The sequence below is a fragment of the Halomonas sp. H5 genome (assembly GCF_050613175.1).
GTDB lineage: Bacteria > Pseudomonadota > Gammaproteobacteria > Pseudomonadales > Halomonadaceae > Bisbaumannia > Bisbaumannia salifodinae.
This window is the reverse complement of sequence record NZ_CP192510.1, coordinates 496,347-522,682: the sequence shown is the minus strand read 5'-3', so window position 1 is coordinate 522,682 and position 26,336 is coordinate 496,347. Positions and strand designations below refer to the sequence as shown.

Sequence of the window (26,336 nt, the reverse complement as noted above, 5' to 3'; positions counted from 1 at the left end):
GCGCCGCCCGCACGGCACTCAAACGACAATCACAATGAGAGACTCCCCTATGAAAGCGACCAAGACTGCGATCACCACGGCCCTCGCCCTGACCCTGGCCGGCACCGCCCTGGCCGAGGCCAGCACGACCCTCAGGGTCGCCCATGTCTGGCCCGGCGGCTCGCTGATCGACCGTGAGCTCTTCCAGGCCTGGGCCGACAGCGTCGAGGCGGCCTCGCAGGGCCGCCTCGAGGTCGAGGTCTACCCCAGCCAGACCCTGGCCAGGTCCGAGCAGACCTACGACAGCACCGCCAACGGCATCGCCGATATCGGCGCCTCGGCCCAGGGCTATACCGCCGGCCGCTTCCCCCTGACCCAGGTGGTCGAGCTCCCCGGCGTCTCGGCCAGTAGCCGTCAGGGCGCCTGCATCCTGCAATCGCTCTATGACGAAGGCCGCCTGGACGCGGAATACGCCGATACCCGGCCGCTGTTCCTGTTCACCACCGGCCCCGGCTATCTGCACACCCGGGAGCGGCTGATCGAGACGCCCGCGGACCTGGCCGGCCTGCGCCTGCGCCGCCCCACGCCGGTGGTGGGCGACATGCTCGAGCGACTCGACGCCCAGGCGGTGGGCATGCCGGCCCCGGATGTCTTCACCTCGATGCAGCGCGGCGTGGTCGACGGCCTGAGCTTCAACTGGGAGGGCATGAAGACCTTCCGCCTCAACGAGCTGGCCACGCACCATACCGAGGTGCCCCTCTACGATCTGTCGCTGTTCGCCACCATGAGTCAGCGCAGCTACGAGGCCCTCCCCGAGGACCTGCAACGGATCATCGACGACCACAGCGGCCTGGAGTGGTCACTGCGCGCCGCGGCGGTCTATGACGAACTGATCCGCCAGGGGCGTGAGGAAGCCGAGGCCGCCGGCCACGACTTCCTGGTCATCGAGGATGCCCTCGATCATCCGGACTGGGGCCCGGTGCTGCGGGAGACCACCGATCGTTACCTGGAAGAGATCGGCGGCGAGGCCCAGGAGGTCTACGAAATCGCCATGGGCCTGCAGGAAACCTGCGAGGCCTGAGGCCAGCACGTCCCGGAAAAGCACGCCGGCGGGCCCGAGGGCCCGCCGGCGTTATCATTGGCGAAGACTCAGCCTGCCCGCTTGCTCAACGCCGGCTTGCTGGCCACCGCCCGGGCAGCGGTAAACTCGAAATCCCTGGCCTCGAAGATCAGCGAGACGAAGACGCCCAGTACCAGGGCCCAGAAGGAAGCGCCGATGCCGAGGATCTGCAGGCCGGAGGCGGCGATCAGGAAGGCGAAGAGGCCACCCATCTCGTGCTTGCCGGAGAAGGCCATATGCATCGCCGAGGTGATCACCCGCAGCAGCGCCAGCCCGGCAATGATGGCGATGAAATAGCCCGGCATCGCCTGGATCAGGCTGACCACGAAGCCATAGAAGGGGGCGCCCAGCATGAAAACGGCCCCGGTGATCACCGCCGCCACCCAGCGCTTGTCGCGTTCACCGGCCTCCGGCGAGGCGCAGATGCCGGTAGCGGGGGCCGCGATACAGGTGCTGTGCAGGTTGAAGAAGGCCGAGAGCATGGTGGCGAAGCCGCCCACCGCGGTGATGGCATTGGCCGGCACTTCCTTGTAGCCCATGCCCTTGACCAGGCCCACCCCGGCCGGAGTTTCCATGCCCACCAGGATCAGCGCCAGCGGCAGCCCATAGGCGAGGAAGGCCTCCAGGGTGAACTCGGGCACGATAAATTCGGGGAAGGTCACCGAGAACTCGACCGCGGAGAAGTCGACGCCGCTATAGGCCATGTAGGCGATACCGGCCAGCATGGCGACGATCAGCGGCGGCACCCGGCGCAGCAGGCGGGCCGAGAAGAAGAAGGCCAGGATCATGATCGCCGCCGGCAGCAGCGCGTTCTCCAGCGGCGCCACCATATTGAGGCCGAACTTGAGCAGCACCCCGGCGACCATGCCCATGACGATGGGCATGGGAATCAGCTTCATGACGCTGCCCATGACCCCGGCCAGGCCGGCCACCAGGGCGATGGCCCCGGCGATCAGGGTCGCCCCCAGGGCGGCCTCCAGGCCCACCACGGGGATGATCGCCGCGAACAGCAGGGCCCCGGGGATGGAGTTGGCCATGGGCAGAGGCAGCCGGTAATAGGCCGGCACGAACAGCCCGAACAGGCCATTGATCATCAGGTAGCTGATCACCCAGATCATGATGAAGTGGGAATCGAGCCCGGCGGCGGTGCCGGCGCTGATATGGATGATCCCGGCGCTGAGGCCGAAGATGCCGGCGACAATGCCGGCGCTGAGGTTATCGACGTTGAGATCGCGGAGGAAGTCCCTGGGCGCGGACCGCAGGCCGACGCCCTTTTCGAGATGTTTCATGGTGTGCTCCAGGGGATTTTATTGTTGGTATCGCTGGCCGAAGGAGGCCTCCCCTCCGACCCGTGGTACTAGTCAGCGTTGGTATCACCATCGTGCCGGAAGGTTGGGTATCGGGCGCCTCAGACCTTGGCAGTCCCGGCCAGTTGGCTGCCAGCGTCCTGCTCGTCCTCCTTGGCCCGCGGACGGCCATGGCGTGTCTGCAGCTCCAGTCGGTCCGTGCCGGCCAGCTCCACGTCAAACACAACCTCCGTGAAAGCCCCGTCCAGCCCACGCTTCTCCGCCTCGGCGGCATCCTCAATGCGCGTGCCCTCCACCACCAGCTCCTCACGTGTCGCGAAGGCGAAATCGTCCCAGGTGTACTTGTCCCCCGCCAGATTGATCTGCGTGGTCAAGTGCTGGTGACCCGGCGCCGAGATGAAGTAGTGGATGTGCGCCGGACGCTCACCGTGGCGGCCAAGGGCCTTGAGGATCCGGTCGGTCGGGGCTCCCTCCGGCACGCCATAGCCGGAAGGGATGATGCTGAGCGCGGTGTAGCGCCCATCGCTATCGGTGTAGATGGTGCGACGCAAGTTGTACTCGCTCTGGCTCGGGTCGAAGAAGGAGTAGCTGCCCTTGGAGTCGGCGTGCCAGATCTCCACCTTCGCACCGGCAATGGGGTTACCGCCCACATCGCGCACCTGCCCGGTCAACCACATGGTCTCACCCTCCGCGTCCTGGCCATCGTCCAGGCGCGCGAATCCTTCGGCTTCTGGCGCGCCGGCCACATAAAGCGGCCCCTCGATGGTGCGCGGGGTGCCACCGGCGCGCTGGGCCTCCGCATCCGCGGCGTCCTGGCGCATGTCCAGGTAATGGTCGAAACCCAGGCCCGGGGAGAGGAGCGCGAACTGGGTCTCGTGGCCCAGGGCGTTGAGCAGGTTGACGGCCGACCAGAACTCGTCGGGGGTAACATCGAAATCGTCGATCAACCGGTAGAGGTCGGAGAGCAGGCGGTGCACGATTTGCTTGGCGCGCTCGTCGCCACCGGGCTGGTCGAAACCGGCAACGGTCTCGAGGAAGTCTTGCACGTCGGAGGTATCGAAAATCTTGATCGTCACTGGGGCGGCTCCATGGTGGATGGTCGATGGCGATGCATTAAGTGCCTTCTAAGCTTGAGAGCATCAGGCAAGGGCAGTCCGTGAGCCGGACTCCCACCCCAGGCGTATCCTGGCCGCGACCACATCGTCTTGCGGGTCATGGTTCCAGAGCCAGTCGAAACGGGTCTCCAGCTCGGAGGCAAGCTTCGCTTCGTCATCGCCAATGCCGAAGGCGCGGTACTCGTAGAGGTCTCCCGCCTGGTGGGAGCTGCGCTGCACCTGGCAGGTGCGCGCGTGGCGGACCACCTCGAAGGCCGCCAGGGCCTGCCGGGCGTTATGCCGATCGCAGGCCTCGTCGGTGAGCAGGCTGGCCAGCACATAGGCATCCTCCAGGGCCTGGCCGGCCCCCGCCCCCTGGTGGGGTACCATGGCATGGGCCGCATCCCCCACGATCAGCACCCGGTCGCGGTGGTAATGGGGCAGCTCGGGAAGCTCATGCAGGGCCCAGCGGGTCGGGGCGGGAATGCACTCGAGAATGGCCTGGGAGGCCGCCCCCCAGCCCTCGAATACGCTCAGCATCTCTTCCTGGGTCACGGCGTTGACCCAGGCCTCGCCCTCGGGCAGCCGGGGGGTCGGGGTGGAGCGGTCGGTGATGAAGGCCACCACGTTGATCAGTTCGGACTGCTTCACCGGGAAGGTCAGGATATGGCGGTCGGTGCCGAGGTACATCTGCGGCACCACCGCCAGCCGCCGGTCGGCGCCCCTGGCTTCCATGGCCGCTTCCAGTTGCTCGGTGGGGATCATGCCGCGATAGGCATAGGTACCACTCCAGAAGGGGCCGAGATCGCGGTACTGCTCGGGTGGCAGCACGTGCTCACGCACTGCCGACTTGATGCCGTCGAAACCGATCAGGATATCGGCAGTAAAGGAGGTACCATCATCGAAGTGCGCAGTGGCCCTCTCATCATCCTGCCGGACCTCGACACAACGCTTGCCGAAGTGGGCGACTCCCTCGGGCAGGTGGGCGACGATGGCATCCAGGAAGTCGGCCCGGTGCACCGAGGACTGGCCACAGCCCGGGGCCAGGGAGGCACTCAGATAGGCGTCATCGTTGCCACGCCGCCATTCGAACCAGACGTCCTCGAAGGGGGCCGGAGAGGAGTCGGCGATACGACGATAGGAGGCCTCCAGGCCGAGCAGGCTGATCGCACGCACGGCATTGGGGCCGAAGGAGACCCCGGCGCCGATCTCGGAGAAGCGCTCGGCGGCTTCGAAGAGATGGACCTCGAGGCCGGGATCCCGCGACAGGGCGACGGCGAAGGCCACGCCGCCGATACCGCCGCCGACGATGCCGATGGAAAGGCGCTTGGGTTGAGGGTTGGGTACCATGGTCGTACCTCCTGTCCGGGGTTATCGTGATGGCCTTCACGCTATTACCCGGCCTCGACGGCGACCACACAGCCCCCTTCATTCATTGCATAAGCACGGCTAATAAACCGATAAAACAACAACCTGAGCACACCCTCACCGCCGCGACCCCGACCTTTGTCCAATGCCGGGAACGGCCGGAAAACATCCGACGAGAGACCACCATGATCAAGCTGTCGGAGATCGACGTGAACCTGCTGGTGGTGTTCGACCTCCTCTACCAGGAGCAGAACACCCAGCGCGTGGCGCTGCGCCTCGGCCTCACCCAACCCGCGATCAGCCACTCCCTGAAGCGCTTGCGCACCCTGCTCGGCGACACGCTCTTCGAGCGCACCTCACAGGGGCTGATGCCGACGCCGCTGGCCTCTCGGCTGCACCCTCCCATCGCCGAGGCCCTGGCCCGGCTTCAGGAAACCCTCAACCGGCCGGAGGACTTCGACCCGGCGGTAAGCGAGCGTACCTTCAATATCGCCATGACCGACATCGGCGAGATTGTCTTCCTGCCGCGCCTGCTCGAGCGCCTGGCCCGGGAGGCACCGGGCATCGCCCTGAGCACCGTGCGCAGCCAGAACGAGGACCTGAAACGGGAGATGGAGGAGGGGCAGATCGACCTGGCCATCGGCCTGATTCCCCAGCTCGGCGCCGGCTTCTACCAGCAGAGACTCTTCGTGCAGCGCTATGTCTGCCTGATGCGGGCGGATCACCCCCTGGCAGCGGGCGAGTTCGACCTGACTACCTTCAGTGCCGCCCAGCATGCCGTGGTGGTAGCCCGGGGCACCGGCCATGGCGTCGTGGAGGAGAAGCTGGCCCGAGCGGGCGTCAGCCGGCCGGTCAGGCTCGAGTTGCCCCATTTCGCCGCGGTGCCCTACATCGTCAGCAGCACCGACCTGGTGGTCACCGTCACCGACAAGCTGGCCGAGGCGACCCGGGAACGGTTCCGGCTGGCGATGCGCGAGCACCCCGTGTCCTTCGCCGAGATTCCGATCAACCTCTTCTGGCACCGACGCTTTTACCAGGATGCCGGCAACCGCTGGCTGCGCGAGCTGATCTTCGAGATGTTCGCCGAGTAACGGCGTTTTCCTCCTGCTCTTACGGCGGCCCGCGGGCCGCCGTTGTCGTTATGGCACCGGCCAGGGCCCACACTCGACCAAAGACGTAGCCCCCAAGGCATGACCCACCCGGGGGGCTGATGTAACCTATAAACTGTTTAATACAACAACAGTATTTTCTAACAACATAAACTCAGCCTGACGGCAGACAGCAAGGAGCCAATAATGACAGCCTCCACGCTCGACCAATCCCATGCCCCGGCCTTCACCGCTCCCCGGGTGCGCCTGGAATCCCGGGATGACGGCACCCAGTTGCTGCACTCCGCGTTCCCGCTGAGCGACGACTACGCCCGCTGCAGTGGCGAGTGGCTGGAGCACTGGGCCCGGGAGGCGCCGGAACGCGTCTGGCTGGCCGAGCGCGACGCCCAGGGCCAGTGGGTCGAGCTCACCTATGGCGAGGCACGTCGCCGGGTGGTCGCCATCGCCAGTTGGCTGCTGACCCAGGGGCTCGGTGCCGAGCGCCCGCTGGCGATCCTCTCGGACAACGGCATCGAGCACGCCCTGCTGATGACCGCCGCCATGCACATCGGCGTGCCCTCCTGCTCGATCTCGCCGGGCGGCTCGCTGATGTCCCGGGATCACGCCAAGCTCAAGAGCCAGATCGAGCTGCTGCGCCCCGGGGTGATCTACGCCGACCCCATCGAGGCCTACCGACCGGCGCTGGCGGCCATCGCCGAGCTCCACGACGGGGTACTGGTGGCCGGTGGCCGCAGCGCCTCCACCGAGGGTGCCGTCCCCTTCGCCGCCCTGGAGGAAACCACCGACGAGGCGGCGGTGATGGCCGCCTTCGCCGCCCTCACCCCGGACACCATCGCCAAGTTCCTGTTTACCTCCGGCTCGGTGGGCACCCCCAAGGCGGTACCCAACACCCAGCGCATGCTCTGCTCCAATCAGCAGGCCAAGGCCCAGGTCTGGCCGACCCTCGCCGAGCGACCGCCGGTGCTGCTCGACTGGCTGCCCTGGAGCCACACCTTCGGCGGCAACCATAACTTCAATATCGTGCTGCACTGGGGCGGCACCCTCTATCTCGACGACGGCAAGCCGACCCCGGAGCTGATCGAGAAGACCGCCCGCAACCTGCGCGAGGTCTCGCCGACCCACTATTTCAGCGTGCCGCGAGCCTACGACATGCTGGTGCCGCTGTTGCGCGACGACGCCGAGCTGCGCGACGCCTTCTTCCGGCACCTGCAATTGGTCTTCTACGCCGCCGCGGCGCTGCCGGATCACCTCTGGAACGAGCTCGAAACCATGGCCCGGGAGACCACCGGGCGCGAGGTGCTGATCGCCTCTTCCTGGGGCGCCACCGAGACCGCTCCGATCTGCACCGACTGCCACTTCCCCGCCGTGCGCTCCGGGGTGATCGGCGTGCCGGTACCGGGCACCACCCTCAAGCTGGTGCCCACGGCCGGTAAGCTCGAGGTGCGGGTCAAGGGCCCCAACATCTTCACCGGCTACTGGAAACAGCCCGAGCTGTCGGCCAAGGCCTTCGACGACGAGGGCTTCTACATGATCGGCGACGCCGTGCGCTTCGTGGATCCCGAACGCCCCGAGCTGGGCCTGCTCTTCGATGGCCGCGTCAGCGAAGACTTCAAGCTGCTCACCGGCACCTGGGTCCATGTGGGCGCCCTACGCATGGCCGGCCTCGATGCCCTCAAGCCCATCGCCCAGGACATCGTGGTCAGCGGCCACGACCGCGACGAGATCGGCTTCCTGATCTTCCCCCACCTGGCCGAATGCCGCCGCCTCTGCCCCGACCTCGCCGAGGACGCCTCCGTCACGACGCTGCTTTCGCACCCGGCGGTGATCACGCGAGTTCGTCAGGCTATCCAGGCGATGAAGGCGCTGGGAGGCGGCAGCTCCACCTACCCGACCCGCGCCCTGCTGCTCGAGGAGCCACCTTCCGTGGAGGCCGGGGAGATCACCGACAAGGGCTATATCAACCAGCGCAAGGTCCTGGATCGCCGCGCCGAGCGGGTGACAGCCCTCTATTCCTCCGCCCCAGCCGACACCCCGGCCACGGCCGTTATCACCCTTTAACTCATGAATCATCTATCGCCGAGGCCCCCCATGACCGAGTCCCTCGTCAAGACGTCCCTGGACGACAGCATCTACACCATCACCCTGGCGCGCCCCGAGAAGCGCAATGCCGTCAGCGACCGCCTGCTGAACGCCCTGGAGGAGGCCCTGGTCGCCACCCCGGAAGGCACCCGGGTGATCATCCTCGCCGCCGAAGGCAAGCACTTCTGCGCCGGCCTGGACCTCTCCGAGCACCAGCATCGCGACCCCTTCGGCGTGATGCAGCACTCCCGCGGCTGGCACCGTATCTTCGATCGCCTGCAGAACGGCGGCATCCCGGTGGTCGCCGCCATGCAGGGCGCGGTGATCGGCGGCGGCCTGGAACTGGCCACGGCGACCCATGTGCGTATCGCCGAGCCCAACACCATCTATCAGTTGCCCGAGGGCCGTCACGGCATCTTCGTCGGCGGCGGCGCCTCGGTGCGCGTGGCCAATATCATCGGCCCCGGACGCATGTGCGAGATGATGCTCACCGGCCGCATCATGGAGGCCGACGAGGGCCAGCGCCTGGGCCTCTCCCACTATGTGGTCGGCGAGGGCGAGAGCCTCGACAAGGCTCGCCAGCTCGCCAGGCGCATCGCCGAGAACGCCCCCATGGCCAACTGGGCCATGGTCTCCGCCATTTCGCGCATCGACAACATGTCCAGCGACGACGGTCTGTTCGTCGAGTCACTGACCGCCGCCTTGACCCAGACCAGCCCCGAGGTCGCCGAGCGCATCGGGGACTTCCTGACACGCAAGGGCCAGGGCCCGCGCACCTGATTCGCCACCCAGCAAGGAGAGTGCCATGAAATTCCAGGACAACACCTTTATCGTCAGCGGCGGCGCCTCGGGCCTCGGCGAGGCCACCGTACGGTCTCTGCATGAGGCCGGCGCCCGGGTCGTGATCGCCGACCTCAATGCCGAGCGCGGCGAAGCCCTGGCGGATGAGCTCGGCGAGCGCGTCCGCTTCCGCCGCACCGACGTCACCAGCGACGCCGATGGCCAGGCCGTGGTGGACCTCGCCGTCGAGACCTTCGGCGGCTTGCAAGGGCTGATCAACTGCGCCGGGGTCGGTGACCCCGCCAAGGTAGTCGACCGCCACGGCGAGCCGCTGCCCCTCGACGCCTTCTCGCGCATCGTCAATATCAACCTGCTGGGCACCTTCAATATGCTGCGCCTGGCCGCCGCCGCCATGGCCAAGGGCGAGCCCCAGGCCGACGGCGAACGCGGGGTGATCATCAACACCGCCTCGGCGGCCGCCTTCGACGGCCAGATCGGCCAGCCCGCCTATGCGGCCTCCAAGGGCGGTATCGTCGCCATGACCCTGCCCATCGCCCGCGAGCTGGCCCGCCACGGCATCCGCGTGATGACCATCGCCCCGGGGCTGTTCAAGACCCCGCTGATGGAGGCCCTGCCGGAGGAGGCCCAGCAGTCGCTGGCCGCCGCCATCCCCTTCCCCAGCCGCCTGGGCGAGCCCGACGAATTCGCGCGCCTGGCCTGCCATATCGTCGACAACGCCATGCTCAACGGCGAGACCATCCGCCTGGACGGCTCGATCCGCATGGCACCCCGCTGATTCCTGTCCCACCCCGGGATGGCGCCAGTCACAGACTCGAAGGGCCTTAGCATGATCGACTACCAAGCACCGCTGCGTGATATGCAGTTTATCCTCGACGAGCTCGCCGACCTCGAGGGCATCGGCGCGTTGCCCGGCTGCGAGGACGCCTCGCCCGACCTGGTGAGCGCCGTCCTGGAAGAGGCCGGCAAGTTCGCCGCCGGCGTGCTTGCCCCCCTCAACCCGATCGGCGACCAGCAGGGTTGCCGCCTGGAAGGCGAGCGGGTGATCACCCCGGACGGCTGGCAGGTCGCCTACGACCAGTTCCGCGATGCCGGCTGGATCGGCCTCTCCCTGCCCCCGGAGCATGGCGGCCAGGGGCTGCCCAAGCTGGTCTCCACGCCGGTGTGGGAGATGTGGTTCTCCACCAACATGGCCTTCGCCATGCTGCCTCAGCTCAACGTGGGCCAGACCGAGGCGCTGATGATCGCCGCCAGCGAGGCGCAGAAGGCGACCTGGCTGGACAAGGTGGTCAGCGGCGAGTGGGCCGCCACCATGAACCTCACCGAACCCCAGGCCGGCTCCGACCTGGCCGCCACCCGTGCCCGCGCCGAGCCCACGGACGATGGGGCCTATCGCCTGTTCGGGCAGAAGATCTTCATCTCCTACGGCGAACACGAGCTCACCCCCAATATCGTTCACCTGGTGCTGGCCCGACTGCCCGACGCCCCGCCGGGGGTCAAGGGCCTGTCGCTGTTCCTGGTGCCCAAGTACCTGCTCGACGAGCACGGCGAACCGGGCGAGAAGAACGATATCCGCTGCATCGCCATCGAGCACAAGATGGGCATCCACGGCAGCCCCACCTGCACCCTGAGCTACGGCGATGACGGCGGCGCCCTGGGCTACCTGGTCGGCGAGCCGCACCAGGGCCTGGCCACCATGTTCGTGATGATGAACGATGCCCGCTTCAACGTGGGGGTACAGGGCGTGGCACTCGGCGAGCGCGCCTATCAGGCGGCCCTGGGCTATGCCCGGGAGCGCGTCCAGGGCCGCGATATCGTCAGCGGCGAGAGCGGCCGGCCGATCCTCGTCCACCCCGACGTGAAGCGCATGCTGGTATCGATGCGCGCCCGGCTGATGGCCATGCGCGGCCTGCTCTACAGCGCCGCCGGCTGGTTCGATATCGCCCGCCACCACCCGGAGGCCGCGGTCGCCGACAAGCACCGTCGCTATGTCGATCTCTTGATGCCGGTGGCCAAGGGCTGGTGCACCGAGGTCGGCAACGACCTCTGCGACGAGGCGATCCAGGTCTTCGGCGGCATGGGGTTCGTGGAGGAGACCGGGGTCGCCCAGCTATTCCGCGACGCCCGCATCATCACCATCTACGAGGGCACCACCGGCATTCAGGCCAACGACCTGCTGGGCCGCAAGATCCTCCGCGAGGAGGGCGCCACCCTGCGCGAGCTGATCGGCGATATCCGCGAGACCGCCTCCCGGCTCGAGGAGCATCGGCGACTCGGCGACCTGGCGGTGGCCCTCGGCGATCAGGCCACCCTGCTCGAGGAGACCACCGACTGGCTGCTGCAACAGCGTGATGCCACCGCCGACCTCTACGCCGGCGCCGTGCCCCTGCTACACCTGCTGGGCATCGCCTGTGGGGCCTGGCAGATGGCGCGCCTGGCGCTGGCCGCCGACGCCCGTCGCGAGGCCGGCGAGGGCGACACCGAGTACCTGCTGGGGCTGGTCGAGCTGGCGCGGTTCTATCTCGCTACCCAGGGCCCTCAGGCCCGGGCCCATGCCCAGACCCTGCGCCAGGCCGGGGCGGTACTGACCCGCTTCCCCGACGGCGGCCTGTAACCCGCCCGAGCCGATAATAGGAGAAATGCCATGAAAGTCCTCGTCGCGGTCAAACGCGTCCTCGACTACAACGTCAAGATCCGCGTCAAGCCGGACCACTCCGACGTCGATCTTACCAACGTCAAGATGGCCATGAACCCCTTCTGCGAGATCGCCGTGGAAGAAGCAGTGCGCTTGAAAGAGAAGGGTGTGGCCAGCGAGATCGTGGCCGTGACCGTGGGTCCCAAGGCCGCTCAGGAGCAGCTGCGTACCGCCCTGGCGCTGGGCGCCGACCGGGCCATTCATATCGATACGTCAGCCGAAACCGAGGCCCCCGTCGAGTCGCTGGCCGCCGCCAAGGTGCTGGCCAGGGTGGTCGAGCAGGAGCAGCCGGGGCTGGTGATCCTCGGCAAGCAGGCCATCGACAGCGACAACAACCAGGTGGGCCAGATGCTGGCGGCGCTTTCCGGCCTGCCCCAGGGCACCTTCGCCTCCGAGGTGGTGGTCGACGGCGACAAGCTGCAGGTGACCCGGGAAATCGATGGCGGCCTGCAGACCGTCGAGCTGTCGCTTCCGGCCATCGTCACCACCGACCTGCGCCTGAACGAGCCGCGCTACGCCAAGCTGCCGGACATCATGAAGGCCAAGAAGAAACCGCTGGACGTCAAGACGCCGGCGGACCTGGGGGTGGAGATCACCAGTGGCGTGACGCTGCTTAAGGTCGAGCCGCCGGCGGAGCGCCAGGCCGGCATCAAGGTGGGCTCCGTGGACGAGCTCCTCGACCAACTCAAGAACGAAGCCAAAGTTCTTTGAAAACAGTGCTTTGAAAGGAGCGGATCTTATGAGCATCTTGGTACTCGCCGAACAGCATGATGGCCAACTGAGCAGCGCCACCGCCCATGTGGTCGCCGCCGCGAAGCAGATCGGTGGCGATATCCACGTCCTGGTGGCCGGCCAAGGCGTAAGCGCCGTGGCCGAGGCCGCCGCCAGGCTCGACGGTGTCAGCAAGGTGCGCGTCGCCGACCACGCCGTCTATGCCCACCAACTGGCCGAGCCGCTGGGTGACCTGCTGGTGGCACTCGCCGACGACTATAGCCATGTGCTGGCCGCGGCCTCCACCACCGGCAAGAACGTCCTGCCGCGTCTGGCGGCCCTCAAGGACGTCGGCCAGATCTCCGAGATCATCGGCGTGGAGAGTGCCGATACCTTCCGTCGCCCCATCTATGCCGGTAACGCCATCGCCACCGTGCAGAGCGAGGATGCGCTGAAGGTGATCACCGTACGCGCCACCGCCTTCGATGCCGTGGCCGACGTTGAAGGAGAGAGCGGCGGTGCCGCCATCGAGGCCGTGGAGACCGTGGTCGACAACGTTCGCTCTGCCTTTATCAAGGAAGCACTGGCCGAGTCCGACCGCCCCGAGCTGGGCAGTGCCCGGGTGGTGATCTCCGGCGGCCGCGGCATGGGCAACGGCGAGAACTTCAAGCTGCTCGACGGCATCGCCGACAAGCTGGGCGCGGCCATCGGCGCGTCCCGTGCCGCCGTCGACGCCGGCTTCGTGCCCAACGATATGCAGGTCGGCCAGACCGGCAAGATCGTCGCCCCGGACCTCTACATCGCCGTGGGCATCTCGGGGGCCATCCAGCACCTGGCCGGCATGAAGGACTCCAAGGTGATCGTCGCCATCAACAAGGACGAGGAGGCGCCAATCTTCCAGGTCGCCGACTATGGCCTGGTGGCGGATCTCTTCGACGCCCTGCCGGAGCTCGAGCAGAAGCTGTAAGGAAGATAGGGGAGCTCGAGCAAAAGCGGCCCCCTCTCTGACGTTTCACCCCTTTATTTTGATTGTCGACGGACCGCGGCCCAGGCCGTTGCCGTCGACTTTTTTCTTTCCTGGAGATCTGGAAACACTTGATGACAGCCGAATATGTAAGGGGGACGGAGAAGAGATGATATAACTGCCGGAGGTCGGGCAGGTATAACGCTCAAAAAAAGAGGCGAATCATCGAAGCTAACCGATGATTCGCCTTTAAAACGCAAGCGATCAAAACAAGGACAATAAACTAATCAAGGAGTCCGCGTTAAAACTTGTACATCGCCATCAGCTCCACCTGCTGCCCTGCGGGACGCAGCGGCATGGTGAGTGCGTTACGATCCCGCCACTCGATGCCGAAATCCAGGCCCGGCAGGTAGGTATAGATCAAATTGACATTCATGGTTTCCAGGGTGTCATCGGCCACACCGGGGGACACCTCATCCGCTTCCACCTGGGCATAGCGCAGGTTGCCGCGCAGCCGCTCGCCGAAGCGGTGACTGATACCGGCAGAGAAGCCCGTCGTTTCCACCAGATCCCCCGAGGCATTGACCTCCCCCCTCGAGGCGATGCTGGCCGGCGCGGTTGCGCCATTATAGCCCCACCCGGAGTAGACGTTATTGCCTTCCCCCGTGTAGCCGCTCAGGGCGAGGGCGGTGTCGCCGAAATTGAATTTCGCCGCCAGGGAGAACGCGGCCCCAAACTCGGAATCGTCCACGCCGGTCTCCACCTCTCGCCCGGTCACGGCGGCATTGAAGGCATGCCCGCTCTCGGTGCGATGCGTATAGGCCGCCACCATATCCGGGAAATCGGCCTCCTGATTGACCGGATCCTGAAGGGTGAAACGGAAGCCGCCCGTGGTGTAGTGCATGACCAGATCGGGGCGGACGACCGCGCCACTCCCGGAGACGCTACCGATACCGGTGCCATAGAAGTCGAGAATCTCGACATCGAAGGGCGCATTGGCATAGAACTGGCCATTCCACGTCTGGCCGATCGTCAGGTTGTCGACCTGGATATAGGCATGACGCAAACGCATGGCGTAGCTCTTGTCACTGGTATCCGTCGCATTGTCCCAGAAGTCCCCCTCCACGAAGGCCGTGACATCATGCCCTTCGATTTCACGATCGACCCGGAAATTAAGCCGTGACTGACGGGCACTGGCATCGAAGTCGCTATCGCCGCCATCGGGGTCGGTGAAGATGCCCTCCGCCTTGATATAACCGCCAATGCTGAATTGTGCTCCATTGAACTCGCCCAGATCCAGGGCATAGGCCTGAGCCGAGAAAGCCGACACACTAGCCAACGCGATCGCCATGGCGAGTTTTTTCTTGTTCATCATCTTTTCGATCTCCGTCTTATTGTCGTGATGGAGGTTTCGCTATCCCGGAGAGACAGCAAACCAAGATGCACTGCGTGCAAGTCGTGTTATTTTATTTTTCACTACGATGCCCGCCGGCCTCCTCGGCGGGCATCGCCGATATCACTTCGCAAGGGCCTTAGCCCACCTTGACGACCAGGGCCGCGGCGGAGTCGCCGGCGGCACAGCCGGTGACCAGGGCATAGCCGCCGCCCTTGATGGCGGTCTCCTCGATGGCCTCGATCAGCAGGCGCGCCAGGGTCGGCGCCTGGGGATGCCCGTAAACCAGCGAGGTGCCGTAGTTGTTGAAGTCGTGGGCGTCGATCCCCAACGCCTTGGCCAGATGCAGGTCATTGGCGATAAAGGGCGAGTGATTCTTGACCGTCTTGATCTGACCGATCGTCAACCCGGCCTGATCGAGCGCCCGCTGGGCGGCGGCGGCAGGCGCCATGGGCATATGCGCCGGCTTGGCGCGGGCATGACCGTAGGCCAGCACCTGCACGGCCATCTGCGGGTCGCTACTCATCGCCTGGGCCCGCTCGCGGGTGGTGACGACGATGCCGGCATTGCCATCGGCCGGGTGGGTCTGGGCACCGAAACTATGGATACCATCCGGCTGCACCGTGCGCAGCCTGGCCAGGCCCTCGGCACTGGTCGCGGTCACGCCCTCATCGGCCTCGACGAGCTTGGTCTCCTTGCGCGAGACCGCCACCTCCAGCGGGAACAGGTAGCGCTTCTGGAAGGCACGGTCGTCGGCCAGGGCCTCGGCGTACTGCTCGTAGCGACGCAGGGTCAGTTCATCGGCCTGTTCGCGGGTGAAGCCGTGCTCGCGGGCCACGTTCTCGGCGGTGGTCAGCATGTCCTTGCCGGTGGCCGGATCGGCGGCGATGTTGTCCATGTTCCAGTTCTCGGCGATCACCTCACCGCCCGGGCCGGCAGGATTGGGCCAGATGGTGTGAGGGCCATTGGAGGTGCGGTCGACGAGCAGGCAGTAGGTGGTATCGAAGCTGCCGCTTTCCACCGCCAGGGCGGCATTGAACACCGAGGTGGTGGCGGTGGCACAGGCCTGGGTGATGTTCTGGCCCGGGGCCTGGCCGGCACCCATCATGGCCGCGGCCCAGGGTGCGCCATAGAAAATCGACTTCTGGCCCACCGAGACGCCCAGATAGAGGTAATCGATGATCGCCGGATCGATATCGCGACTGGCGAACCAGCGCTTGCTGGTGGCCGCGCCCAGTTCGATGGAGTTGAGGTTGGCCAGGCTGCCCATCCACTTGCAGAAGGGGCTGGAGTAGTAGCCGCCGTAGGGAATATAGGCGTTCTTAAACATGCGAAATTCCTCCAAGGGGGAAAAAGGGGGCCCGTCCCGAGATAGCGGGAACGCGGCCCCAACCCTGATGCTCAGTCGTCGGTCAGGTGCGCGCGCAGCCCACCCCACTGGGGCCGGAAGAGCTCGGCCGGCATCTCGCGCAGCTCGTCGGCGATGTGCGGCACGAAGTCCATGGCCGCCAGGATGTCGCGCTCGATATCGATGCCCGGCGCCACCTCGGTGAGGGTGACCTCGCCGTCGATCAGCTCGAAGACGCAGCGCTCGGTAACGAACAACACCGGCTTGCCGGTCTCCTGGGCGTAGCGGCCGCTGAAGGTGATCTGGTCGACGCGCTGCACAAACTTGCGGCGGTGGCCCTCCTGGCGGATGGCCAGGCGATCGTCCTCCACCACCACCTCACCGCCGTTGGTGAAGGTGCCGCAGAACACCACCTTGCGGGCGTTCTGGCTGATATTGATGAAACCGCCCGGGCCGACGACCTTGTCGCCGAACTTGCTGACGTTGAGGTTGCCCTCGTGGTCGGTCTGGGCCAGGCCCAGGAAGCAGACGTCCAGGCCGCCGCCGTCGTAGAAGTCGAACTGGTAGCCGTGATCGATGATCGCCTCGGCGTTGTAGGAGGTGGCGAAGTCACCACCACTGGCGGGCACGCCGCCGTAGGTGCCGAGTTCGGTGGTCAGGGTCATCAGGTCGCTGACGCCCTCCTCCGCCGCCACGCTGGAGACCCCCTCGGGCATGCCGATGCCGAGGTTGACCACCCCGCCCGGCACCAGCTCCATGGCGGCGCGGCGGGCGATGACCTTGCGTGGATCCAGCGGCAACGCCTGGATACCGCCGAGCGGTACCTTGAGGTCGCCGGAGAGCGCCGGGTTGTAGCCGGTGGCCATGGTCTGCATATGCTGCTCGGGCTCGGCCACCACCACGTAGTCCACCAGGTCGCCCGGCACCTTGACCCGCTGCGGGTGCAGGCTGCCCTGCCGAGCCAGGTACTCCACCTGGGCAATGACGATGCCGCCGCTGTTCCTGGCCGCCTGGGCCATGGAGAGCTGCTCGAGGAAGATCGCCTCGCGCTCCAGGCTCAGGTTGCCGCGCTCGTCGGCGGTGGTGGCGCGGATCACCGCCACGTCCACCGGGAAGGTGCGGTAGAGCAGCCACTCCTCGCCCTCCAGCTCGACCCGCTTGACCAAGTCCTCCTCGGCCGCCGCATTGGCCTTGCCGCCCTCCAGGCGCGGGTCGACGAAGGTGCCGAGCCCCACCTTGCTGAGCACCCCGGGCTTCTTGCCGGCGATGTGCCGCCACAGGTGGGCCAGCACGCCCTGGGGCAGCAGGTAACCCTCAATGCGGTTCTCGCGGATCAGCTCGCCCATGCGTGGCGCCTGGCCGGTGTGGCCGCTGATCAGGCGTTTGACCAGGCCGGCATGGCCCAGGTGGTTCATGCCGCGGGTCTTGCCATCACCGCAGCCACAGCTGTGCGCCAGGGTCAGGTCGCGGGGCGCCCCGGTCTCCAGGAAACGCGTCTCCAGCGCCGCGGCCACCGCCTCGGCGAAGCCACACAGGCCGGCGGTGGTCCAGACAACGGTGTCACCGCCCTTGATCAGGCTCGCGGCACGCTTTATGTCGATGATCTTACTCACTGTCTCGGCCCTCTTGTGGAGGCATTAAAAGCTACGAGTATCAATATATTGTTTATGTAACAAACATTTCATTCGGCACGTCACCACCGATTCCGCGCGAGGCGACCCGTTCAGCCGCCGGTCATCAGCAGCACGATCTGCGGATAGAAGATCACCAGGGCCACCACCAGGATGTCGGCCACCAGGAAGGTCGCCACGCCCTTGAAGATATCCACCAGGGAAGCGTACTGGCCCGCAACCCCCTTGATGACGAAGATGTTCATGCCCACCGGCGGGGTGATCATGCCGATCTCCAGCAGCTTCACCAGCAGTACCCCGAACCAGATCAGGCTGACGTCGTAGAGTTCGAACACCGGCAGCAGCACCGGCAAGGTCACCAGCATGGCGCCGAAGGGCTCCATGAACAGCCCCAGGAAGAGGTAGATCAGCACCACCACCAGCATCAGCTCGAGGTAGGAGGGATCCCAACCGGTCACCGCCCCGGTGATAAAACCGGCCAGGCCACTCAGGCTGAGAAAGAGGGTGAACATGCTGGCGCCGACGCCGATGATCAGCAGCGCCGAGGTGGTGGCCAGGGTCTCGAGCAGGGCAGCCTTCATCGACTGGCGATTCAGACGGCCCAGCAGCGTGGCGATCAGGATCGCCCCGGCGGCGCCCACGGCCCCGGCTTCGGTGGCGGTAAAGACGCCCGAGAAGAGGCCACCGAAGACCAGCACGCCCAGCACCAGTACCGGCCAGATATCGACCAGCGCCTCCCGAGCACTGACGTCGCGGGAACCGATGGCCTCGCGGGGCACGATATCCGGCCGCAGCCAGCTGACCACCAGGATCACCAGGACATAGCTCAACGCGGTCATCAGGCCGATGGTGATCCCCCCCAGGAACACCTGGGTAATGGAGACCTGGGCGAAGACCCCGTAGACGATCATCAGGATGCTCGGCGGGATCAGCGCCCCGATGGTGCCGCCGGCGGCGATGGTGCCGCAGGCGAAGCTCGGCTTGTAGCCACCACTGACCATCTCGGGGATGGCGATGCGGCCCATGGCCGCCGAGCAGGCGACGCTGGAGCCACTGACCGCGGCGAAGCCGGAACTGGCGACGATGCTGGAGATCGCCACCCCGCCGGGCAGCCAGCGAAACACCACCTTGGCGGCATTGAACAGCCCCTGGGTCAGGCCGGAGTGGAAGCAGACGAAGCCCATCAACAGGAACATTGGCACCGCGCTCAGCGTCCACTTGGCGATAAATTCATAGGGGCTGGAAGAGAGCATGCCGATGGTGGTATCCCAGCCGAGCATCACCGTCATCCCGCCCAGCGAGACGCTGATCAGGGACAGGGCGACCGGGACACGCAGGGCCAACAGCAACAGCAGGGCGAGGAGGCCATAAAGACCGACGGTGACGGACATGGATTACCTCTCTCCTTGCGGGGCCGGAGACGCGGTCACGTCCCCCAGCAGGAAGGGCAGCCGGGCGACACTCACCAGGGCCGCCAGGGCGAAGGCCAGCGGCAGCACGAAGTAGGTCGGCCAGACCGGTATGGAGACGTTGAGCGACATCACATAGGAGCCGATGGCGTACTGCTCCATGGCCTTGCCCCAGGTGGCCACGGCCAGCACGGCATAGATGCCCGCCGAGAGCAGTGCCACCAGAACGTCGGACAGGCGCACCAGCCGGGGCCCCATCAGCCCCTCCAGGGCCTCCACGGCGATCATCTCGCGACGCCACTCCACCCAGCCCAGGGGCAGCAGGGCCATGGCGATCAGGTAATAGCGGGTCACCAGCTCCACGGTGGCCGGAATCGATACCGACAGGGTCGAGCGCAGGATCACATCCAGGGTGATATGCACCACCATCAGCAGGATGCCGAGGGTGCCCAGCATGGCCAGGCCAACGGCGGCGCGATTGGTCAGGCGATATAGTGCCGCCATAAGCGAGCCTCCAGCGTCATGGGTGAGTCCGGAGGCCGGCGGCCCCCGGACGGCAGGACATCAGATGCCGTAGGTGGTGAAGTCCACCTGGTCCCAGACCTCACGATTCACGGCCTCGGCCACGGCGACGGGGTCCTCGCCGACCTCCTCGACGATACCGTTCCACTTGTCGACCAGCGCGACGAAGCGATCGAGCTTGCCGCGGGCATCCTCGACGCCGTAGCGTTCCTCGGCCTGCCGGGCGGCGTACTCGAGGTCCTGCTCGCCGAAGGCGCGGCTGGCCGCGACCAATTCGTCGCTGGGCTCGAGGATCTCGATACCGTGTTCGTCGGCCAGGGCCAGCGCCTCGTCGGTCATCTCGTAGGCCCAGCGCTCGATGGCCAGGGCACTCGCTTCTGTCGAGGCGCGCACGATGGCCTCGCGATCCGCGGGAGAGAGCGATTGCCATACCGGCAGGGCCACGGCGTGGGAGTTGGTGCTATGGAAGGTGCCCAGGTCGAGCAGGGTGATCTGGTCGACCGCGTCCTCCAGGCGGAAGGAGATGATATCGCCCATCGAGGCCACGGTGCCGTCGATGACCCCCTGGGAGAGCGCCTCGAACTGCTCACCGACCGGGATGGACGCCGGGGTGGCCGACATGGCCTCCGCCCAGCGCGAGTACTGAGGCCCGCCGACGCGCAGCCGCAGGCCGGCCAGGTCCTCGACGGTACGCACCGGCTGGGTGCTGAGCAGCTGGTAGGTATCGGTGGAGTGAGTGCTGGTATAGATGATACCGAGCTGCTTGAGCTCCTCCTGACAAGCCTCGCATGTAGCGATGTACTCGGTCATGGCCGCGCCCATGGCGTAGGAGTTGGTGCCGAGCAATGCCATGTCGCCGACCAGGTTGATTTCCGGCAGGTCGGCGGGGAAATAGGCCGGCAGGAAGAGCCCCACCTCCACCAGGCCACTGCGGATGGCATTGCGCATATTGCCGATATTGGCGATCTCGGTGCCCATGATCTGTCCGCCCAGGCGTCCCTCGGTCTCTTCGGCGAGCAGCTCCACGAACTCGGTATATAGCGGGGTGTGCGCCGGGTGTGCCGGCGGCACCCCCGGTGCCAGGCGCAGGTCGCGCGCCTGGGCCTGAGTGGCAAGCGTCAGGCCGCCGATGGCGGCAACCAGGGCCAGGGTCTTGAACAGGGGGCGGTGTGTCATGAGTCACCTCGGTGGCTGGATTATATTTGTTTATGCGCACAACAATAGATTTATTCATCTATCTTGATTCTGATTATAGTCCACCAAACCACCGGCCCCGATACCCGACTTTGGTATCACGCCTGGTGCCCCGCCGAGGCGCTACGCCGGGGATTTTTCCTCCCGACGCCCCCACCAAGGCCTGCTTCACACTCCGACGTCGGCCGGATCGCCGATGGAAGTCTCGAAACACGACGCCCCCGGCCAGGCGAGCTGACCGGGGGCGACGCGGGCACGAGTCTGGCGAAGGGCGAGATGGTGCTCTCAGGTGGGCGCCACCATAAAGCGGGAAAAGAAGGCGTCGAGCTCGTCGAAGCCATCCAGCGGCAGCACGAGGGAGACGTACTGGTCCGGCCGTACCACCACCAGCGCACCGGCGCCACGATCGATGCCCCGCAGGTCGAAGATGTCCTGGTCGGTGTCCAGTACCGGGGCATGGGCCTTCTGGTAGTCCTGAAGCCCGAGGGGACCCTTGTGCGGCTTGAGGAGGTCATGCATGTCGGCCCAGTCCACCTCCAGGTGCGACTGCTGGATGATGCCGTGGACGTCGAAGATCGCGTCCGGGTCGGCCCCTGGCGGGGTGAAGCGGCGGATCGGCGAGTCCTCGCCGGCGAGGAAGTCCATCAGTTGGTTGAACCGCGACCCCGGGCTTCGCGGGTCGACCATGTCGGCGAAGGCGTAGAGCCGCCAGCGGCCGTCGGCGCGATGCACGTGCCCGAGGTGGATCCGCTTGGCATCGCCGAGCCGGACCACTTCGGCCGAATGGAAGCGGCGGCCGGGCGGGAAGCCGGTGGCCAGGTGCAGATGGGCGTCGTCACCGGTGAGCAGGTCCGGCGCATAGTGAGTGGCGAACCCCGCGGTGAACTCGCTGTTGGTGACGAACTGGCGCTGCACCTCGGCCAGGCCCTTGATGGCCGCCTGGGGGTCGTCGGCGTCCTGGGCGGCGCCGATCGCCCGCGACCAGCGGGTGTCCATCTCGATCAGGTTTTCCGCGATGACATGACGCTCGGCGTTGTAGGTGTGCAGCAGGCTGGCCGGGCTGCGACCTTCGAGCACCGAGATCAGCTTCCAGCCCAGGTTGAAGGTGTCCTGCATCGACACGTTCATGCCCTGGCCGGCCTTGGCGGTGTGGGTGTGGCAGGCATCGCCGGCGATAAAGACCCGTGGCGTGCGGTTCTCCAGCTGGTCGTCGTCGACATCGTCGAACTTGTCGGTGACCCGGTGGCCGACGCGGTAGACGGAGAACCAGGCGGTCTCCTTCACCTCGAAGGTGTAGGGGGCGAGAACCGCCTGGGCCTTGGCCAGGACCTCCTCCTTGGTTAGCCGGGCGTCCGGGGCGATGTTACCCATGTCGACGTACAACCGGACCATGTAGCCGCCCTCGCGGGGGATCAGCAGGATGTTGCCCGCCTCGGCGGACTGAATCGTGCACTTGAAGCGGATGTCCGGAAAGTCGGTCACCGCCAGCACGTCCATCACGCCCCACGCCTTGTCCTCGCCGTGGCCCTGGGGCACGCGGCCGATGGACTGGCGCACCACGCTGTGCGCGCCGTCACAGCCGACCACGTACCGGGCACGGACGCGCTTCTCGCCGTCCGGCGTGTTGAGGGTCACCGTGACGCGCTCGTCGGGGGCCTCGGGGACCTTCACCTCGAGGGTCTCGTGGCGGTAGTCGACCCCCAGGCGGCTGGAGGAGTGGTGCATGTACTCCAGCAGGAAGTCGAGCAGGCGGGCCTGGTTGACGATCACATGGGGAAACTCGGAGAGGCCGTCGCGTACGTCCTGCACACGGCCGAGCCGGGTGATCCGCGACGTGTCACCGGGGGCCGGGCCCCAGAAGTGGGTCTCGTTGATCCAGTAGGCCTCGCTGGTCATCCGCTCGGCCAGGCCGAAGGCCTCGAACATCTCCACCGTGCGGCAGGCGATGCCGTCGGCACGCCCCACCTCGAGGGGCCCGTCGGCCTTCTCCACGACGCGGGTGACGATGCCCGGGAAGGTCGACAGCTGGGCGGCCAGCAGCAGGCCGGCGGGACCGGTGCCGACGATCAGCACGTCCACCTCCTCCGGCAGCGGCCCCTGCGGGTCGCTGCGTCCTTCGGCCGCGGGCTGAATCCGCGGGTCGCCACTGCGGTAACCGTCGAGGAAGTACTGCATCGGTTCACTCCATCCCGTGCGACACGGGTCGTCGTTGTTGATAAACCATCGGGGGGCCGGCATGGCGATCTGCCACGGCGATAATCATCAGTATTGTGATCATTTTTTTGGCGAACAATTAGACTTTCCGCCAAGACCTGGCGCTCTTGGAGGCCCACGCCCCGGTTCGGTATCGACCTTCGGATGGTTGATCACTACTATGATGATCACACTACGGACGCAGATCAGAGGGTGGCCACTCCCCCGATACCCGGCAAGCGAGCCGACGGTGCCACCGACCTCGAACCTGATGCTGGCCTCGATCATGGGTTCGGCCACGGCGCAGATCGCCATCATGAGCCGGGGCATGCCCCACGGTGATGGAACGCGACGGCTACGACAAGGGCTTCGCCGGCGCCATGTTCCTCGGCGGTATCCTTCCCGGCCCGAGCACCCGCCGGCGTGTGCTCGCCCCCTCGGGCTCTGCTAAGTTGGTGTGCCCGGCGGGTCGAGCACCTGCCCGGCAGGCTATCCGCTCCTCGAGATGACCAGACCATGACCGATACCCCACTTACCCAAGCCACCGTCCTGCCCGGCAACCTGCTCAGGCGCTGCCACCAGATCAGCGTGGCGATCTTCCTCCGCCAGTGCGAGGCCCATGGCCTCACGCAACTGCAGTACATCATCCTCTGCGCACTCGAGGAGTGGGGCGAGATCGATCAGATCACCCTGGGGCGCCACACCGCCCTGGACCGCAATACCGTGGCGGTGGTGGTGCGCAAGCTGGAGGAGCGGGGCCTGGTGACCCGGCGGCGCAACCCCGAGGATCGCCGCTCCATGCTGGTGACCCTGAGCGAGGCGGGCAAGGCGCTGCGCCACGCCGCCGAGTCGGCGGTCCTCGCTACCCAGGAGGCGATCCTGGCCCCCCTCGACGACGCCGAACGCGAGACCCTGTGCCGGCTGCTGCAGCGCGTCGCCGACGAGAACAACTCCCTGAGCCGGGTGCCGCTGCACCACGCCGGCGGCGGCTAGCCAGCGCTGATCAGCAGGGCGTGGAGCCGCTACCGCCGCGGCTCCACGCCTTCCCCGTCCGGTCGGCTCAGGGCCATTCTCACCGCCTCCGGCACCGGCCGGCCCTGCAACCGCCGCGGGTCGTGCGGATGCGGCCCCGCCCAGACGCGAGTCACCGTGGCCTCCACGGCCAGGACCTCCCCACGATGCAGGAGATGCCGTACGTCGAAGCTGGTGTTGCGGAACTCGGCGATCCGCGTCTCGATGCGCACCTCGTCGCCATAGCGGCAGGGAGCGAGGAAACGGCCGCGCAGGTCGACCACCGGGTAGCCGACCACCGCGAAGCGCTTTTGCAGGGACGCCAGATCGAAGCCCGCCTCGGCGAACAGCAGGTTGGTGCAATGATCGAAGTAGGCCAGGTAGCGGGGATGGAAGACGATCCCCGCCGGATCGCAATCGCCCCACTCGATGGGGCGAACATGGGTATGGGTCAGCATGGTGTCCTCGCCGGGGCCCGGATTTAATCGAGCCACAGTACGCGCTGGGAAGGCTCGGCGGCGTAGAGTTCGTCGACGATCGCGGCGCGATGCTCCAGCACGGCCCGTTGATTGATCGAGCCCTTGTCGGTGATCTCGTGGGCATCCAGGCTGGGCGGCTCGCTGAGCAGCACCGCCCGCCGGATCCGATTGGAGCTGCCCGTGCTCTGCTCGGCCAGGTCGCGCAGCAGTCGCCGGAAGCACTCGCGCACCGGCTCGCTGGCCAGCACCTCCGCGGCCGTCGCCCCGCCGCCGAGCCCCGCCAGCTGGCGACACTTGTCCAGCTCCGGAAAGACCAGGATCGAGACATAGGCGCGGTCGAGTCCGGCGATCACCACGTCCTTCACGTGCGGGGCCCCGGCCTCGATGATGCCGGCACGCAACGGCCCCACGCTGACCCAGGTGCCGGTATTGAGCTTGAAGTCCTCGGAGATGCGTCCATCGAAGCGCATGCCGCGCTGGGGATCGTCCGGGTCGATGAACTTCACCGCATCGCCCAGGCAATAGAACCCCTCCTCATCGAAGCTCCTGGCGGTGATCTCGGGCTGGCGCCAATATCCCGGCATCACGTTGGGCCCCTTCACCCGACACTCCAGTTTGCCGCCATTGGGCACCAGCTTGACCGTCACCCCGCGGGCCGGCAGCCCGACCACCCCGGAACGCGACTCCTCCAGCGAGGCGAACATCGCCGAGGGGGCCGTCTCGGTGGCCCCCAGCCCGGTCAGCATGCCCACCTTGCAGCCCAGGGTCTGGATGGCCAGGCGATCGAGGTCGTCCCAGATATGCTGGGCGAGTCCCGCGGCGGCGAAGAACATCAGGTTGAGGCGCGAGAAGAAATTCTCGCGCAGGGCATCGTCACGCTTCAGGTAGTCGACCAGGATCTCGAAGCCCTTGGGCACGTTGAAGTAGATCGTCGGGGCGATCTCGCGCAGGTTGGCGATGGTCTGCTCGAACTCCCCCGGCACCGGACGACCATCGTCGATATAGAGGCTGCCACCGTTGTAGAGCACGATGCCGGCATTGTGGTTGCCGCCGAAGGTGTGGTTCCAGGGCAGCCAGTCCACCAGCACCGGCGGCTCGTCGCGCAGGAAGGGCATCTGCGCCGCCAGCATCTCCTGGTTGGCACACAGCATGCGATTGGTGTTGACGACGCCCTTGGGCATGCCGGTGGAGCCCGAGGTGAACAGGAACTTGGCGATGGTGTCGGGGGTGACGGCCGCGTGAGCCTTGTCGACCTCGTCGCTGACGGGAGTATCCAGCAGCGCGGCAAAGGTTCGCGCCCCGGCCGCCTCCCCGGGCTCAACCGCCAGGCAGGCACAGCCATCGGGCTTCACCGCCGCCAGGGCGGCGGCGAAGTCCTCGGTCTTGTTGACCATCAGCATCCCCGGCGTCAACAGCTCGACGATATGGCGCAGCTTGGCAAAGTCGCGGCTGACCAGCGAATAGGCCGGCGAGACCGAAGTGTAGGGAATGCCCACGTACATGGCCGCCATCGCCAACAGCAGGTGCTCGACGGAGTTGCCACTGAGGATGGCCAGGGGGCGCTCGACACTCAGGCCCGCATCGAGCAGGCCCTGGGCCAGGCTGCGCACCCGCTCACGCGTCTCGGCATAACTCAACCGCCGCCATGCGCCGCTGGCGTCACGCCGCGCCACGAAGCAGCGCTCCGGCGCCTCGGCCGCCCAGTGGTCCAGGCGACTCATCAGGGTATCCGGATACTCGCCCAGCGGCTCCTCGACTCGCAGCAGTTGGACCCCGTCATCCCACCGGGCGAGCCGGGCGGTCGCCGTGCCCAGCCGGACATCGCGGAAAGCATCTAACATGATCGCACCCCATTCTTGTGGTCATTATCGGAAGGCTCGATCCGCCCTACCCCGGGCGCCGACGCCTTGATAGCATGCACCTCAATACTTT

Annotated in this window: 21 protein-coding genes; 9 read left to right on the top strand and 12 right to left on the bottom strand. The window is 66.5% G+C overall.

Annotated features, from left to right (window positions below):
- Positions 1-49 precede the first annotated feature (49 nt).
- On the top strand, positions 50-1,060 hold the full coding sequence (locus ACQ1W9_RS02415; RefSeq protein WP_431025150.1) for a TRAP transporter substrate-binding protein: 1,011 nt from the start codon (positions 50-52) through the stop codon (positions 1,058-1,060).
- Between the two features lie 68 nt (positions 1,061-1,128).
- Here the strand turns inward: ACQ1W9_RS02415 and ACQ1W9_RS02410 are convergent, their stop codons facing one another.
- The 3 genes from ACQ1W9_RS02410 to salA all read right to left on the bottom strand — a co-directional run bounded on the left by ACQ1W9_RS02410 (position 1,129) and on the right by salA (position 4,850).
- Positions 1,129-2,388, bottom strand: a complete 1,260-nt coding sequence (locus ACQ1W9_RS02410) for a benzoate/H(+) symporter BenE family transporter (RefSeq protein WP_431025149.1) — start codon at positions 2,386-2,388, stop codon at positions 1,129-1,131.
- Between the two features lie 119 nt (positions 2,389-2,507).
- A complete protein-coding gene (catA, locus tag ACQ1W9_RS02405) occupies positions 2,508-3,482 on the bottom strand; it encodes a catechol 1,2-dioxygenase (protein WP_431025148.1) in 975 nt (324 codons plus the stop codon).
- A 63-nt stretch (positions 3,483-3,545) separates the two neighbouring features.
- Positions 3,546-4,850 carry a salicylate 1-monooxygenase gene (gene salA / locus ACQ1W9_RS02400; protein ID WP_431025147.1) on the bottom strand — a complete coding sequence of 435 codons (1,305 nt, stop codon included), beginning with the start codon at positions 4,848-4,850 and terminating at the stop codon, positions 3,546-3,548.
- Positions 4,851-5,053: 203 nt separating this feature from the next.
- Here salA and ACQ1W9_RS02395 point away from each other — a divergent pair, with 203 nt between their 5' ends.
- From ACQ1W9_RS02395 to ACQ1W9_RS02365, 7 genes are all read left to right on the top strand, one after another.
- A complete protein-coding gene (locus ACQ1W9_RS02395) occupies positions 5,054-5,959 on the top strand; it encodes a LysR family transcriptional regulator (RefSeq protein WP_431025146.1) in 906 nt (301 codons plus the stop codon).
- 204 nt (positions 5,960-6,163) lie between these two features.
- A complete protein-coding gene (locus tag ACQ1W9_RS02390; protein ID WP_431025145.1) occupies positions 6,164-8,035 on the top strand; it encodes a feruloyl-CoA synthase in 1,872 nt (623 codons plus the stop codon).
- A 30-nt stretch (positions 8,036-8,065) separates the two neighbouring features.
- Complete coding sequence (locus ACQ1W9_RS02385) at positions 8,066-8,836, top strand: crotonase/enoyl-CoA hydratase family protein (RefSeq protein WP_431025144.1); 771 nt, start codon at positions 8,066-8,068, stop codon at positions 8,834-8,836.
- 25 nt (positions 8,837-8,861) lie between these two features.
- Complete coding sequence (locus tag ACQ1W9_RS02380) at positions 8,862-9,632, top strand: 3-hydroxyacyl-CoA dehydrogenase (RefSeq protein ID WP_431025143.1); 771 nt, start codon at positions 8,862-8,864, stop codon at positions 9,630-9,632.
- Between the two features lie 51 nt (positions 9,633-9,683).
- Positions 9,684-11,468 (top strand): acyl-CoA dehydrogenase, encoded by a 1,785-nt coding sequence (locus tag ACQ1W9_RS02375; RefSeq protein ID WP_431025142.1) that lies wholly within the window; start codon positions 9,684-9,686, stop codon positions 11,466-11,468.
- Between the two features lie 30 nt (positions 11,469-11,498).
- Positions 11,499-12,260: an electron transfer flavoprotein subunit beta/FixA family protein gene (locus ACQ1W9_RS02370; RefSeq protein WP_431025141.1), complete on the top strand. Its 762-nt coding sequence runs from the start codon at positions 11,499-11,501 to the stop codon at positions 12,258-12,260.
- Positions 12,261-12,288: 28 nt separating this feature from the next.
- On the top strand, positions 12,289-13,227 hold the full coding sequence (locus ACQ1W9_RS02365) for an electron transfer flavoprotein subunit alpha/FixB family protein (RefSeq protein ID WP_431025140.1): 939 nt from the start codon (positions 12,289-12,291) through the stop codon (positions 13,225-13,227).
- 298 nt (positions 13,228-13,525) lie between these two features.
- Here ACQ1W9_RS02365 and ACQ1W9_RS02360 read toward each other — a convergent pair whose 3' ends face one another.
- The 7 genes from ACQ1W9_RS02360 to ACQ1W9_RS02330 form a co-directional block, all read right to left on the bottom strand.
- Entirely contained in the window at positions 13,526-14,599 is a 1,074-nt protein-coding gene (locus ACQ1W9_RS02360) for a hypothetical protein (protein ID WP_431025139.1), read from the bottom strand.
- Positions 14,600-14,756: 157 nt separating this feature from the next.
- Positions 14,757-15,947 (bottom strand): thiolase family protein, encoded by a 1,191-nt coding sequence (locus tag ACQ1W9_RS02355; protein ID WP_431025138.1) that lies wholly within the window; start codon positions 15,945-15,947, stop codon positions 14,757-14,759.
- Between the two features lie 71 nt (positions 15,948-16,018).
- A complete protein-coding gene (locus ACQ1W9_RS02350; protein WP_431025137.1) occupies positions 16,019-17,578 on the bottom strand; it encodes an acyl CoA:acetate/3-ketoacid CoA transferase in 1,560 nt (519 codons plus the stop codon).
- Positions 17,579-17,688: 110 nt separating this feature from the next.
- Positions 17,689-18,987, bottom strand: coding sequence for a TRAP transporter large permease (locus ACQ1W9_RS02345; RefSeq protein ID WP_431025136.1), 1,299 nt, complete (start codon positions 18,985-18,987; stop codon positions 17,689-17,691).
- Positions 18,988-18,990: 3 nt separating this feature from the next.
- Positions 18,991-19,509 (bottom strand): TRAP transporter small permease, encoded by a 519-nt coding sequence (locus tag ACQ1W9_RS02340; protein WP_431025135.1) that lies wholly within the window; start codon positions 19,507-19,509, stop codon positions 18,991-18,993.
- Between the two features lie 60 nt (positions 19,510-19,569).
- Positions 19,570-20,703 (bottom strand): C4-dicarboxylate TRAP transporter substrate-binding protein, encoded by a 1,134-nt coding sequence (locus ACQ1W9_RS02335; protein ID WP_431025134.1) that lies wholly within the window; start codon positions 20,701-20,703, stop codon positions 19,570-19,572.
- A gap of 303 nt (positions 20,704-21,006) precedes the next feature.
- Entirely contained in the window at positions 21,007-22,896 is a 1,890-nt protein-coding gene (locus ACQ1W9_RS02330; protein ID WP_431025133.1) for an FAD-dependent monooxygenase, read from the bottom strand.
- A gap of 534 nt (positions 22,897-23,430) precedes the next feature.
- On the opposite strand from ACQ1W9_RS02330, the gene ACQ1W9_RS02325 reads away from it, so the two are divergent.
- The gene (locus ACQ1W9_RS02325; RefSeq protein WP_431025132.1) at positions 23,431-23,907 is read left to right on the top strand and encodes a MarR family winged helix-turn-helix transcriptional regulator; all 477 of its coding nucleotides are present in this window, start codon (positions 23,431-23,433) and stop codon (positions 23,905-23,907) included.
- A gap of 29 nt (positions 23,908-23,936) precedes the next feature.
- Here ACQ1W9_RS02325 and ACQ1W9_RS02320 read toward each other — a convergent pair whose 3' ends face one another.
- Together ACQ1W9_RS02320 and ACQ1W9_RS02315 are read right to left on the bottom strand one after the other, a co-directional pair.
- Positions 23,937-24,383 carry an acyl-CoA thioesterase gene (locus tag ACQ1W9_RS02320; protein WP_431025131.1) on the bottom strand — a complete coding sequence of 149 codons (447 nt, stop codon included), beginning with the start codon at positions 24,381-24,383 and terminating at the stop codon, positions 23,937-23,939.
- Between the two features lie 23 nt (positions 24,384-24,406).
- On the bottom strand, positions 24,407-26,245 hold the full coding sequence (locus ACQ1W9_RS02315; RefSeq protein WP_431025130.1) for a feruloyl-CoA synthase: 1,839 nt from the start codon (positions 26,243-26,245) through the stop codon (positions 24,407-24,409).
- Between the last annotated feature and the right edge of the window lie 91 nt (positions 26,246-26,336).